This is a genomic window from Petroclostridium sp. X23, assembly GCF_030013905.1.
In the GTDB taxonomy this organism is placed as follows: Bacteria; Bacillota; Clostridia; order SK-Y3; family SK-Y3; genus X23.
On sequence record NZ_CP124862.1, the window covers coordinates 3,788,996 to 3,801,748 of the forward strand.

Below are 12,753 nucleotides of genomic sequence, written 5' to 3' on the forward strand. Positions count from 1 at the left end.
GGGCAAACAGCAGGGACAGTCCCCAAGTTCGATTTTCTCTATGTGCTAAATTTGACTTTATCACAATCTCCTATACTGTGCAGTTTCTACGCTATTATATAGATGCACGCAGTAACATAAAAATATCGCAAAAGATAGGGTGAGATATGAATATGAAGGCCTTATTGGATAAGTTATATATGCAAAACTCCTTAGAAAAAGATGGAATCGTTTATCTGCTTAAAAACTTGGATGAAGAACATAAAGAAAATCTGTTTGAATATTCACATAAAACCAGACTAAAGTATTACGGTAACAAAGTATTTATGCGAGGACTTGTGGAGTTTTCCAATATATGCAAACAGGATTGTCTCTACTGTGGTATACGGGTATCTAACCCCGGTGTAGAAAGATATAGACTTATGCCGGATGAGATATTGACATGCTGTCAGGAAGGGTATCAATTAGGGTACAGAACGTTTGTCTTGCAGAGTGGGGAAGATTTTTGGTATACCGAGGAAATCTTAACTGATATTATCAAAAGGATTAAAGAACGTTTTCAAGATACGGCAATTACGCTTTCCATAGGAGAGAGAAGTGAAGAGGTATACAGAAACCTGTTCAAAGCAGGAGCAGATCGTTTTCTGTTAAGGCATGAAACCGCATCGAGAGAATTGTATCAAAAGCTGCATCCTACCATGGATTTTGACAATAGGAGAGACTGTTTAAAGACACTAAAAAAGATCGGATATCAGGTAGGTGCAGGGTTTATGGTTGGGTTACCGGGACAGAGGGCGGAAGATCTGGCAGAAGACCTAATCTTTTTGAAAGAGCTGGAGCCGGATATGATAGGGATAGGGCCGTTTATTCCGCATAATGCTACGCCTCTTAAGGATGCAATAGGCGGTACGGTGGAAGATACACTTGTAATGCTGGCATTTACCCGACTGTTAGTACCTGATTGCTTGCTGCCTGCTACGACAGCCATGGGAACATTAAACCCGAAGGGGCGGGAAATGGCGCTCAAAGCAGGGGCGAATGTCGCGATGCCCAATCTTTCTCCTACAAACGTAAGAGCAAAATATGAGCTATATGAGAATAAAATTTGTACCGGAGATGAAGCGGCTCACTGCAGGCAGTGCATCGAAAAGAGAATCAATTCAGTCGGATTCCAAGTGGATATGGGCAGAGGAGACAGTTTCAAATATCAAAAAAAGTGTTATAATAATAAATATTAGTCAATATAGGTATTGACATTCCCATATGATTATGATAAATTAGATTAAACCAACTAAACATATAAAAATAATATACAATAAGCTCTTATTTAGAGAGGTGGAGGGACTGGCCCTATGAAGCCCGGCAACCGGTACGTATGTGCAAGGTGCTAAATCCTGCAGCAAAGCTGAGAGATAAGAGGAGAAGAAATGAATGACTCTCCTGTATCCGCAGGAGAGTTTTGTATTATCTAAATAGAATGAAAATAAATAATAAAGGAGAATAAGAAAATGAGTAAAAGAGAATACAAATTTGACACGTTGCAAGTTCATGCAGGCCAGACGCCTGACCCGGCAACAGGTTCCAGAGCGGTACCCCTTTATCAAACCACATCATACGTATTTAAAAATTCTGAGCACGCTGCCAATCTCTTTGGATTAAAGGAATTCGGAAATATTTATACAAGAATTATGAATCCTACCACTGATGTGTTTGAGCAGCGCGTGGCGGCTCTTGAAGGAGGAGTAGGAGCACTGGCGGTTGCTTCCGGTTCCGCAGCAATCACTTACGCAATTCAAAATATCACCGGTGCAGGGGATGAGATTGTCGCGGCGAGTACGCTGTATGGAGGTACTTACAATTTATTTGCAAACACATTTCCAAGGTTCGGCATTAAGACAGTATTCGTAAACCCTGACGAACCGGAAAACTTCCGACAGGCAATCAATGAAAAGACGAAAGCGGTATTTATAGAAACCATAGGAAATCCGGGCATTAATATTATTGATATCGAAGCAGTAGCAAAAATAGCGCACGAAAATGGTGTTCCATTGATTATTGACAATACTTTCGGTACACCTTATTTGATCAAACCGATTGAGTTTGGCGCCGATATTGTTGTCCATTCGGCTACTAAGTTTATCGGAGGGCATGGAACATCTATCGGAGGAATCATTGTAGACTCCGGGAAATTCGATTGGGCTGCAAGCGGGAGATTTGCGGTATTAACCGAACCGGATCCAAGCTACCATGGGATTAAATTTGTAGAAGCACTGGGGCCTCTGGCATATATCATTAAAGCGAGAGTAACATTGTTGAGGGATACCGGAGCAGCTGTAAGCCCATTCAATTCGTTCATGTTCTTACAAGGATTGGAGACGCTGTCACTAAGAGTGGAAAGACACGTTTCCAATACAAAGAAAATAGTGGAATTCTTACAGAACCATCCATTGGTAAACTGGGTGAATTACCCGAGCCTGCCGGGTAACAAATATCATGCATTGGCGCAAAAATATCTGCCCAAGGGTGCCGGCTCCATATTTACTTTTGGAATCAAAGGTGGCGTAGAAGAAGGAAAGAGATTTATTGAAAGCCTTGAGCTATTCTCCCATCTTGCCAATGTAGCAGATGCGAAGTCACTGGTAATACACCCTGCAAGCACAACCCACCAGCAGCTGTCGGAAGAACAGCAGGCTGTAGCAGGGGTAACACCGGATATGGTTAGATTATCCATCGGGATTGAAGATGCCGACGATTTGATATATGATCTGGATCAGGCATTAAAAAACGCAGTTAAATAAATAGAAAAGAGATGGCTGTTGACAATAAAATGTCAGCAGCTTTTTTAATTTTTAGAAAGTATTTTATACAAAATTCTAAAGTATTTTTTCATCATTTGACATATTAATTTACAATATAATACAAAGTACTGTATAAATATTGAAAAAATTACCTTTATATGATAAGATTGTATATATATTACGTAAACGTATACTATTCTTTCGGAGGTCCAATGGTAAATATATTAATAGTTGAAGATGAAGAATTAGCAAGAAGAAATTTATCCAGGATGCTTACATCTTTGAACGGGAATATCAAGATATTGGAAGCATCCACAGGAAAGGAAGCCATACAGCTATTAAAGCAAACAGATATTGATTTGTTTTTTTTAGATATTCAATTGCCCGATATGTCAGGTTTGAAAGTAGCGGAGACTATAAGGTCTATTTCAAAGTATCAATTAGCCTATGTTGTATTTATCACCACCCATGTTCAATATCAGCTTGAAGCCTTTAAAAAATATCATTGTTATGACTATATTGAGAAACCTTATACAAAAAAAGAAGTGTTAGAGGTTGCCGAGCGGTTGATAAGGGGTGTTCAAAAGATCCCTCCTGTTGAAAAACAGGTATGCTTTGAGCTGAGGGATTTTATTCTTAGAATTAGAATAGATGATATATTATTTATCGAGTCCCAGGGGAAGAACTGTGTTATACATACAAACACCAGGCTGTATACAATACCTAATATAGCAATGAAAAAAATGCTGGATAAGTTACAGCGTGAAACTTTCATGCAGACTCATAAGTCATATATTATAAATACTGGAAGTGTTGATAGAATAGACAAGTCAGATAGAAATTCATGGCTGGCATATTTTAAAGATTATTCGCTTCCCGCATATATTAGTGATAGATATAAGGAAAGTTTTATGAAAAAGTATGATATGGAGTAGTTTAAAGGAGAGGAATATCATGAAATGGTATGAGATATTTGTGCTCTCAAATATAGAGATTTTATCATTACTACTATTATGGAGTCGGCTAAATCCGGCATTAAATAAATCTATGGTGAAAAATGCGGCTATTATAGTACTTCTTTCAATAATAACGGTTATACTAGATCATTTTGATATAGCATGGGGATTTGTTATTAATTTTACAATATTATGTGCTCTTGTTACTTGGCTTTTTAAAATGCGAATCAGAGATGTGCTAGTGCATTTTTTCATTATTCTTGCCATATTCTCCAGTGTGCAATTAATATTTACATATGCATTGTCAATCTATAAAGGGAGTATGAATTATTCATTTAACAATGGCATCATTATAAACTTAGCCACATTTGCAGTTTGCCTGATGATTTATAAATCTTCAGTACTTGATAAAACCAGCCAGTTCTTTTTCAAATATTATACGTTTATAGCAGTGGCTATTGTAAATATAGCAGTAGTAATATTATTGAGCATCTATGCATGGCAAATTGATAAAGTTTTTATATGGAGATATTTTGTTGTGTTTTTAGCAGCTATCATCATATGGGAAGTGATAAATATATACTTCGTGTATCAATTAATAAAAATGAAAGAGCAGGAAAAGATGATTCGGATTCATGAAAAGTATATACCATTTTTAAAGAACTTGATATATGAAGTAAGGCAGCAACAGCATGAGTTTAAAAATCATCTTAATACACTTTATGGAATTGTAGAAATTGAAGATGACCATGAAGTGCGAAAAGAAGTGAAGGAGTACTTAGAAGCATTAATTGGCAGAACAAAGCCTGTTGATCGACTTTTAAATATAAAAGACCCTATATTAAGCGCCATAATCTATAGTAAAAAAGCCTTGGCAGAAGAGAAGAATATTGCTTTTAGTGTGGAATTTGAAGGAGAAATTCCCGATTATCCGCTAGGAAAGCATGATTTGGTTGAATTATTGGGGAATTTATTAAATAACGCCATTGAGGCAGCAGAAAGTACTAGTAACGGTGAAGTGATTTTAACACTTGGTACACAAGAAACTTTAAAGATGCTCCAAGTAAAGAATACGTGCCAATCTATATCTGAAATAGATATGGCGCGTATGTTTGACAGAGCTTATTCAACAAAAGAAGGAAAGCATCGAGGGTATGGCCTTTATAATGTAAAGAAAATTGTAGCTGCTTATAAAGGTACCATAGAGCTTTCCTTTGACGAACAATATGTAGTATTTAAAATTCTATTTTAACAAACTTTTCGGGCATTTTGGTTCTCCCCAGAAAACGAACGACCCGGAAGCCGTAATCAAATCTGCGGCTGAAATAAATATAAAAGCAAAGGAATATAACACTGCTTTTAATACCGGAGAAATCTTTTTCATTGGTTTCACTCCTTTCCTATAAATAATTGGAATGCTTGCAGACTAATCGTCCATATGCCACATTCAAAAAAGGTAGCATCATGAATAAATGTATATAAAATAAATATCCATGCGAGGGTAAAGAAAACGGAAAGATATTTTAAGTTCCGTTTTCTTTTTTTGCTTATAATCGGCCTGTTGGGAGATGGCGCCGGGGAACAAATAAAAATAGTCAATATACTTACAACTTACATTCAGCATGAATAAATTACCACTACCCTTTTATGTTGCGTAGCGATATATCAACTTGCTAATGAGCATGATTACGGTCAGAATTAGTGGATTTACCATAGCTTACGTAAAAAAAGCGCACTGAACCAAGGTATACCACTAACTCCGGCAACCCAATATATCCCTTTTATTAATAATACATTTTCGAGATTACTATGGATGTCGTGTTAACTGTCATTCTAAGAATTCTTCAATGTCTATATCTAGCAGTTCCAGCACTGTTGTTACAGTTAATTGTTGGTGTTCGCTATAAAACCCATAACTGTAGGTATCTTCTTGTTCTTTCACAAAGTATGCTTTTTCTAAAGCTTCAAGCACATATTTGATGGTAGGGTTTTCAAGCTTCTTGTTATTCCAGCCAATACGTGGAAGCTCCTCTTCTGATTCATTGATACTTTTACGAATCTTGTACTGAACAATTGCACGAATCAGAAGTGAGATGTTCATGAGCATGACCAAGGCATTAATTCGCTCTGGCGTTTTTAAAAAGATTGAAGCTGCAAGTGCAGGTTCTTTCAACAGTCTAAACTGCGCCTCAACAACAGTTTGTTCTTTGTACTGACGGAGGATCTCCTTGCCATCAAATTCTGTCTCATGAATACTTGTGATCAGCACGAAGCATTCTTCTTCGTGTTTTAGTTTCTCCACAGCTGTAGCATTTTCTGCTTGTATGTGTACAGTTACACGCCAAGATATTACGATAACTGGAGGTTTAGGATTTTTTCCCGGATTACCACGTGGTCTTTTTTCTGTTTTTTCTTCCTTGAAACAGACGTCAAATAGAAAAAGACTCTTCTTGTGAGCTTTTTCAAAGCGAGCCCACTCTTCACGGGCATCCGCTTCACAAACAAATACTTTGCCCGATAATGTCAGGATATCTTTTTTAAGCTCCATACGTTGCTTCTCCAGCTTATGCTCAAAACGATCTTTTCCCGCACTACTGCGGACAACAATAAACCGGGTATCACAATTTTCAACAGCCTCCATAAACTCCTGCATTTCATAGGTACATGCGTTCTTGCCAGAACCTATCTGACCGATATCAGTCCATTGATCAAATTTATAAGCTTTCTCGATCAGTCTTCCGGCAACCTTGCCGTAAAAATTTGCAGGACACCGCGATATGAACCGTATCCTGTTGTCTGGATCGGTAAGCTGCTTGAACGTTGGCAGATTAATAAGCTTAGAGTCAGCAATATAAGTTACTTCATTCAAACAATCTCCGAATATTTGCTTTGTAAGGGCTAAGGCTTTTTGATTCCATTCAATATCGGAAGTATTTCCATCCATAGTTGAACTGGCTACGGCAATACCATGTTCATTGACAATCTTACCTACTACGGCCTGTTTGCAATGCGGAAGGTGATCCTTGTTATATCCTTTGGTGATGTTCAAAGCACCCTCCGGCGCATCGTCGCACATATATTGCCCATAAAAGGACAATGTTGTTGTATCAGAATGCAGCCGATTGAAAGCAATATGAAACACGCTGTACATAGACAAACAGATAGATGAAAACAATCCTTCAGGTTTAGCTTCACTGATTCGGTCTAATGCACGTGCGATGGAATAGTCATTTAAGTGTTCTGGCATAACCCCTTTGCCAAACAATGCTTCAGTATCATAACCGGCAAATGCCCGCTTGATCCTGTAAAGTGGGGCTCGTACCTGCATAAATGTTGCCAATATCACGGCCTTAGCTAAATTACCGGGAGACACTTTCCAATGACTTTCATCCCATTCAACACTACCATCTATGAATTCAACAAAACCAATGAGTTTTAAAAACTTGTTTGCAAGCAGTAAAGCAAAAGGAAGGATCAAAGGTTGCTCTACTTTTGCCGGATGCAGTATAGTAATTTTACGCTTTTTATTTCTTTTGTGTTTATGTGACTTCTTTGAAGCTTTTGCCATACGAATCACTCCTATAATTTTGTATATAAAAGAGATTCGCCAAAAGTTCTAAATTCCATTCAAGTTTACATAAATAATGCATGGTAATTTATTCATGCTGAATGTGAGTTACAAGCATTAAGAAGATACCTATCACTGTAGTCACAGTAAATAAAAATGGAAAGTATACCATAATAATACAGAAGAATACTGTGCTGACTATGAAACAGGTAAAATTACTCTCAAAATGCAAGCCACCGGAAAAAATCCGTATAGACAATAAGATACTTACGCAAAGCAAAAATTCATGGATTTTATTGAGTAATGAAAATAAAGCCAGCAGTGCTGCAAATTTGATGGCCTCATTCCAAACAACCGTCATCGCATACTTCATCTTTTGAAGATCACGATGAGATAATAATTTCTCCTTATAGACTTTATACGTAAAAACATCTATCAAGCTATGCACCTAAAACTCATCCTTTGAATCTCCAAATAAGAAAGCGACTGCAAAAGATTCCCACTGCTGAATTTTTAACATTGAAAAACCGGACAATCATTTTACAGCCGCATTTCCGGCAAGATAGTTTATTAAGCTGTTGAAATGGTAGCACAAAAGTGAAACTGAAACAACCCAAAAGGAATGAAAACGTAGTTTAAGGGAACGAAAAAACATTATGTGCAGTTTCGTTCCCTTAAACTACGTTTTCATTTGAAAAATATTGAAAAAATGGGGATGTGTGATATAGTAAAACATACTAAGCGCGTTTGGTAGTAGGATGCAATTACTCTAAATAAACATTTAGTGTTTTGACTAACTTTAATAAGGAGAGGAGCAAAAATCTTTAAAAAACTATCGGCCATATAACTTGATAGTATTTCATATGATACAGCAACGGAAACTAATAAAAATAGGGGGATTAAACTAATGTCGAAAAAAAATTTAAAAATCACTAGTACTATTCTAAGTGCAACATTAATGATATCATTAGCAAGTTTTACAGTTTTTGCTGAAAGCCAGATTTATACTAATGAAGATCCTAATTCAACAGAAGGTCAATATTTCACTGCTGAAGATCCAAGAGGTATTGGCGAATTTACAGATAAAGAAATTAAAGACGGACTTGAAAAGTCAGATATGGCTTGTGAGGTAATTGCTATAAGAAAGAAATCTATCAGTAATTCAAAATCGGTGACCGCAAAAGACATTGCAAAGGTAAAAGACTATATAAAAAAATATGCACCAGATTCTGTTGAGGATGATTATATTTCTAAAGAAAAAGGTGATATTTCGGTATCTGCAATAGGAGATTGGCAATCTAAAAACCTTCATTTGCCAGGAGAGGTACAAGAATATGGTAATTATTGTGCTCCTGCATCAATTCAAGCTATTTTAAAACACAAAGGTCTATCTAAAACTCAAACCGAATTAGCTAAGCTATGTGGAATTGTTCCTAATGGATCAGGAACAATTCTATATAAAGTAGCGCCAGCACTTAATTATTATAATAAGGCTAGTGGAAGATCAAATTTAAGTTATAAATACTATACTTTATTGCCGTCAGCTGTTCAAGCGTCTGAATGGAATGTAAAAATGGCTGATAGTGCCATTGCAACCATAGTGGGTAATTATGGGGTAGTATATGATGTGCACCAAGTAAAAGGTTCAGCGCATTATTTGCAAGGGTATTCAACAATGGTTTCTGGTAACATATATCACTATGTTGCTGGTGAAGGGTTCGATAGCTCTGACCCTTCTAATAGAATTTGTTATTATTATGATTCAAATAATCTAAAGGACAATCTAGGTGATAGGCATATGCATGTGACGTTTCAAACAATGGGAGTCTTAACAAATGATATGGGATTAGTTTATTAAGATGAATTAATCTAGGGAGCTTCAACAGAATACAGTATGATCATACTGTATTCTGTTGCTTACCATAACTAATTAGGGAGAAATACGATGAATAGAATAGCTATTTGGATATTATTATTACTGGTACTGACATCATGTAGTTTTAGTAACTCTTTTAAAATAGAGCCTGAAAATAAAAAAGAGGCAAAAAACGTAGATTCTAGTTTTATTAAACAAGAAGAACTTATTACAGAAAAAAGCTATAAGACGAATGACGAAATTGGGCTTGGAATAAACACAGATATTGTAGGGAAAAGTGGGCAGGTCAATTCTAAAATCAATTTAAATGGTATGTTAAAATTGGGAGTAGAAAAAGAGAACGATGCGCTTATATATTATAATACGGATAATAATTTAATTGAAAGCATCAATATGAATACAGGGGAAATTATAGAGACTTGGAATATTATAAATAATCGTAAGAATAAAGTATATGCAATCAATATGAGAAATAATATTGTAGCTTGGGCGGAGTGCCCTTATGGTGATGTTTTTCCAACCCAAGATAAAACACATGGAGCAGGGTGGAAGTTATATTATATAGATTTACTAACAAAGAAAATAGTAAAAATTGACAGTGATCAAGGTATTATCCTCCCAGAAGGGCATATCGAATATGGCTATCTTGCACCGTCTAAAATTGCGATTTCTCCAGAGTATATTTCATATATTACTTTTGATTATAATGTAGAGCATAGAGTTACTGCCGTTATAAAATTATATAATATAAGAACTAAAAAACTTGAAATAATTGATTATCTAGATGAGGACTTATCAAAGAACGCATTCGGGTATCCTAATATCTCTAATGACAAAGTAGTTTGGTGTAAAGCTTTGGTTAATCCAGATGGTACCTATAAAGGACAAAGCTTTGTCTATGATATATTGACGAAAGAGAAAACCGTATTGGTTACAGATGAAAACGTCATAAACCCTACAATAAGCGGTGATTTTATTTGTGCAGAAGGTAAGCCAGGAAAGACATATTATGATGGCGAGGTATGTATTTATAATTTAAAAAATAACCAATGGCAGTACAAAATTAATGGAGAACATACGCAATATAATCAAATGAAAAATACTTATCTGAATACACTAACTGCTACAGACAAATATCTATTATGGGAGACTGCAATACAAAGAACACTCATGCTTTTTAATTTTATGGATGAAAAACTATATACAATTATATCCTTTGATAAAGGCCAAGAAGTTTATGCAGAATTGATGAGTGATAATGTACTTCTATATAGGACTAGACCATATAATAAAAATATTAAACCCATATGGCGTTATTTATATTTAAAATAGGGTGCCAGAGACATTAAATAGCAACAAGGCAAGACCAGCTAAAAGAAACCAAGGGGACGGCAGACCAATGTCATAAAGCTAAGAATACAATAATTGGAATTTGCAATCTCAAACAAATGTAATGAAAACTTAACATAAAAGTATAAAAAACACTTGACTTTTTTGAAACACCTCAATAATCGAGATGGATACCTTTTTGATGGTATATCTTCTCGATATTGGGTGATACAAATGTTAAAAAATTTTATGACTGCTCTTGAAATAGCTAGAGAACAAATCAACGACGCTATCTTTATGTTGACCAACCGTAAAAAGAGCACATATTTTACAAAAGACACTGCTAAGATGAATTTTAAAGATGCAATATATTTTATATTAAAGGGACTAAGAAAGACATTACAAATAGAGATAGATGATTGGTTTGAATTCTTAGGTGGAGATAACGCTATGACAAAACAAGCTTTTTCACAACTACGACAAAAAATTAAGCCTGATGCCTTTATACAGCTTAATGATAATTATATAAGCTGGTTTTATAATGATGATAACTTTAAAAAATATAATGGTTATAGACTCCTCTCTATTGATGGTAGCATTCCTGAAATCCCTAATACGGTTAGTAACAGGGAACATTTTGGGTATTATCATAATCAAAGTAACAGGAAGCAGGCAAGAGCGATGGTTTCTGTAATATATGATATGGAAAATGATTACATACTTGAATCAGATATACGTACATGGAAAGCAGCAGAAAGGGATCTAGCAAAAGAGCTTATCGAAAGGCTTGAAATTAAAGGATTTAAAAATGATTTGTTTTTATTTGATAGGGGTTATCCGTCAAAGGATATATTTGATTTCTTAGAAAGTAAAAAATTAAAATATTTGATGAGAGTAAAGGTTAATAAATTTCAGCCGGAAGTTGATACTGCAAATAAACCGGATCAAATTATCACGCGCATTCATAAAAACAAGACATTAACATTGCGGATCATTAACGTTATTTTGCCAACGGGTGAAATTGAAAAATTAGTTACTAATATTATGGATGAAGATTTCACTACTGAAGATTTTAAAGTACTATATTTCAAACGTTGGGGGATAGAAGTTAAATACAGTCAATTAAAAAGCCGATATGAGATGGAAAACTTTTCGGGAGTTAATCCAACAGCTATAATGCAGGATTTTTATGCAACTATATATTTATCGAACCTTATGGCAATGGCAAAAGCAGAAGCTGATGAGAACGCAGAATTAAGCAAAGAAGGTTTAAAATATGAGTATAAAGTAAATATGAAAAGAAACCAAGGAAGAAACCAAGGAAGAAACCAAGGGGACGGTTCTGGTGGTTTGACAGACCTCTGTGTTTATGATAGCATAAATGCAGAGGTGAATTTATATGCCGAGAAAAGCAAGAGAGAAAAGTGAAAATGGAATATATCATATTATTTTACGTGGGATAAATAAGCAAATCATATTTGAGGAAGAGGAAGACAGTGTAAGGTTTTTACAGACATTGAAGGACTATAAAGAAAAAAGTGGGTATAAGATATATGCATATTGCTTAATGGGAAACCATATTCATTTACTTTTGCAAGAAGGGAATGAAGGATTAGGAATAGCAATGCGGCGAATAGGAGCAAGTTATGTATACTGGTATAATTGCAAATATAAACGTTGCGGACATTTATTTCAAGATAGATATAAGAGTGAAACGGTTGATAGTGAGAGTTATTTCACGGTGGTAGTAAGATATATTCACCAAAACCCCTTAAAAGCAGGTTTAGTAACGGATATCGCTGATTATAAATGGAGTAGTTATAATGAATTTATAGGAAAGAGTAGCATTGCGGATATAGATTTCGTATTAGATATAATTAATAATGACAGAGAAAAGGCAACGAAGAGTTTTGAAGATTTTCATAAAGAAATTAATAATGATAAATGTTTGGAGTTAGAAGAAAAAAGAAGAATGACAGATGATGAAGCAATAGAAGTTATTAGAGGAGTTTGCAATACTAGAAATTGCTTGGAAGTCCAAAATTTTGAATCTCACATGAGAGATGAGATTTTAAAAAGATTAAAGACTGAGGGGATGTCTACAAGACAAATTGCAAGACTAACCGGGGTAAGTAGGGCAATTGTATTAAAGGTGTAGCCATAAGAACCGTCCCTATGGTTTTTAATCAAAGTATTATTCATTTATAGCATCGGCTATTGTAAATATAGTAGTAATCATATTATTAA

The 12,753-nt window shown here is 35.3% G+C and carries 11 protein-coding genes and 1 riboswitch; of the genes, 8 read left to right on the forward strand and 3 right to left on the reverse strand.

Annotated features, from left to right (window positions below):
- Positions 1-152: 152 nt before the first annotated feature.
- The 4 genes from hydE to QKW49_RS17750 all read left to right on the forward strand — a co-directional run bounded on the left by hydE (position 153) and on the right by QKW49_RS17750 (position 4,985).
- Positions 153-1,217, forward strand: a complete 1,065-nt coding sequence (gene hydE / locus QKW49_RS17735; protein ID WP_282863990.1) for a [FeFe] hydrogenase H-cluster radical SAM maturase HydE — start codon at positions 153-155, stop codon at positions 1,215-1,217.
- Between the two features lie 82 nt (positions 1,218-1,299).
- Positions 1,300-1,398, forward strand: a riboswitch (SAM riboswitch).
- Positions 1,399-1,487: 89 nt separating this feature from the next.
- On the forward strand, positions 1,488-2,777 hold the full coding sequence (locus QKW49_RS17740; protein ID WP_282863991.1) for a homocysteine synthase: 1,290 nt from the start codon (positions 1,488-1,490) through the stop codon (positions 2,775-2,777).
- Positions 2,778-2,989: 212 nt separating this feature from the next.
- On the forward strand, positions 2,990-3,712 hold the full coding sequence (locus QKW49_RS17745) for a LytTR family DNA-binding domain-containing protein (protein ID WP_282863992.1): 723 nt from the start codon (positions 2,990-2,992) through the stop codon (positions 3,710-3,712).
- 19 nt (positions 3,713-3,731) lie between these two features.
- The gene (locus QKW49_RS17750; protein WP_282863993.1) at positions 3,732-4,985 is read left to right on the forward strand and encodes a GHKL domain-containing protein; all 1,254 of its coding nucleotides are present in this window, start codon (positions 3,732-3,734) and stop codon (positions 4,983-4,985) included.
- Here QKW49_RS17750 and QKW49_RS17755 read toward each other — a convergent pair.
- The 3 genes from QKW49_RS17755 to QKW49_RS17770 form a co-directional block, all read right to left on the reverse strand.
- Complete coding sequence (locus QKW49_RS17755; protein WP_282863994.1) at positions 4,977-5,117, reverse strand: AgrD family cyclic lactone autoinducer peptide; 141 nt, start codon at positions 5,115-5,117, stop codon at positions 4,977-4,979. The genes QKW49_RS17750 and QKW49_RS17755 overlap by 9 nt on opposite strands.
- Positions 5,118-5,561: 444 nt before the next feature.
- A complete protein-coding gene (locus QKW49_RS17765) occupies positions 5,562-7,301 on the reverse strand; it encodes an IS1634 family transposase (protein ID WP_282863996.1) in 1,740 nt (579 codons plus the stop codon).
- 88 nt (positions 7,302-7,389) lie between these two features.
- A complete protein-coding gene (locus QKW49_RS17770; RefSeq protein WP_282863997.1) occupies positions 7,390-7,749 on the reverse strand; it encodes an accessory gene regulator B family protein in 360 nt (119 codons plus the stop codon).
- Positions 7,750-8,208: 459 nt separating this feature from the next.
- Here QKW49_RS17770 and QKW49_RS17775 point away from each other — a divergent pair, with 459 nt between their 5' ends.
- The 4 genes from QKW49_RS17775 (at position 8,209) to QKW49_RS17790 (ending at position 12,664) form a co-directional block, all read left to right on the forward strand.
- Positions 8,209-9,159 (forward strand): C39 family peptidase, encoded by a 951-nt coding sequence (locus tag QKW49_RS17775; protein WP_282863998.1) that lies wholly within the window; start codon positions 8,209-8,211, stop codon positions 9,157-9,159.
- Between the two features lie 87 nt (positions 9,160-9,246).
- Complete coding sequence (locus QKW49_RS17780; protein ID WP_282863999.1) at positions 9,247-10,509, forward strand: hypothetical protein; 1,263 nt, start codon at positions 9,247-9,249, stop codon at positions 10,507-10,509.
- Between the two features lie 231 nt (positions 10,510-10,740).
- On the forward strand, positions 10,741-11,934 hold the full coding sequence (locus QKW49_RS17785; protein ID WP_282864000.1) for an IS4 family transposase: 1,194 nt from the start codon (positions 10,741-10,743) through the stop codon (positions 11,932-11,934).
- Positions 11,906-12,664, forward strand: coding sequence for a transposase (locus QKW49_RS17790; RefSeq protein WP_282864001.1), 759 nt, complete (start codon positions 11,906-11,908; stop codon positions 12,662-12,664). The genes QKW49_RS17785 and QKW49_RS17790 overlap by 29 nt, the downstream gene beginning before the upstream one ends.
- Positions 12,665-12,753 lie beyond the last annotated feature (89 nt).

Bases quoted from the DNA above. Each gene is read 5' to 3' on its own strand.
- QKW49_RS17790 (WP_282864001.1), top strand. From the start codon at position 11,906: ATGCCGAGAAAAGCAAGAGAGAAAAGTGAAAATGGAATATATCATATT.
- QKW49_RS17740 (WP_282863991.1), top strand. From the start codon at position 1,488: ATGAGTAAAAGAGAATACAAATTTGACACGTTGCAAGTTCATGCAGGC.
- QKW49_RS17755 (WP_282863994.1), bottom strand. From the start codon at position 5,117: ATGAAAAAGATTTCTCCGGTATTAAAAGCAGTGTTATATTCCTTTGCT.
- QKW49_RS17780 (WP_282863999.1), top strand. From the start codon at position 9,247: ATGAATAGAATAGCTATTTGGATATTATTATTACTGGTACTGACATCA.
- QKW49_RS17765 (WP_282863996.1), bottom strand. From the start codon at position 7,301: ATGGCAAAAGCTTCAAAGAAGTCACATAAACACAAAAGAAATAAAAAG.
- QKW49_RS17785 (WP_282864000.1), top strand. From the start codon at position 10,741: ATGTTAAAAAATTTTATGACTGCTCTTGAAATAGCTAGAGAACAAATC.
- QKW49_RS17775 (WP_282863998.1), top strand. From the start codon at position 8,209: ATGTCGAAAAAAAATTTAAAAATCACTAGTACTATTCTAAGTGCAACA.
- QKW49_RS17745 (WP_282863992.1), top strand. From the start codon at position 2,990: ATGGTAAATATATTAATAGTTGAAGATGAAGAATTAGCAAGAAGAAAT.
- QKW49_RS17750 (WP_282863993.1), top strand. From the start codon at position 3,732: ATGAAATGGTATGAGATATTTGTGCTCTCAAATATAGAGATTTTATCA.
- hydE (WP_282863990.1), top strand. From the start codon at position 153: ATGAAGGCCTTATTGGATAAGTTATATATGCAAAACTCCTTAGAAAAA.